The sequence below is a fragment of the Paraburkholderia sp. SIMBA_053 genome (assembly GCF_046534895.1).
GTDB classification, from domain to species: Bacteria; Pseudomonadota; Gammaproteobacteria; order Burkholderiales; family Burkholderiaceae; genus Paraburkholderia; species Paraburkholderia caledonica.
The window spans coordinates 1-266 of the sequence record NZ_JAWRXU010000841.1; the positions used below are offsets into that span (position 1 = coordinate 1).

The 266-nt window shown below is 72.9% G+C and carries 1 protein-coding gene; it reads left to right on the forward strand.

Annotated elements, in window-relative coordinates:
- Nucleotides 1–266, forward strand: a 266-nt coding sequence (locus SB753_RS37955) for a response regulator transcription factor (protein ID WP_410805274.1), incomplete at both ends; no start/stop codon positions are given.

Sequence of the window (266 nt, forward strand, 5' to 3'; positions counted from 1 at the left end):
GTGCGCTCCGTCGCTGCCGGAGAGGGCGCGCTCGACCCTCGGCTGACGCGTCGCGCGCTCGCCGCAGTGGTCGAGGGTGTGGCGGCGCCGCCACCGACAGCGAGTACGGCGGAGCGCGCCGATCTGACCGTTCGGGAACGGGAGGTCCTCGACGGCATCCTGCAGGGCTGGTCGAATGCGCAGCTCGCGGCACGGCTGCGCATCTCGGTGCCCACGGTGAAGACGCACGTGTCGAACGTGCTGACCAAGCTCGGCGCGCGCAGCCG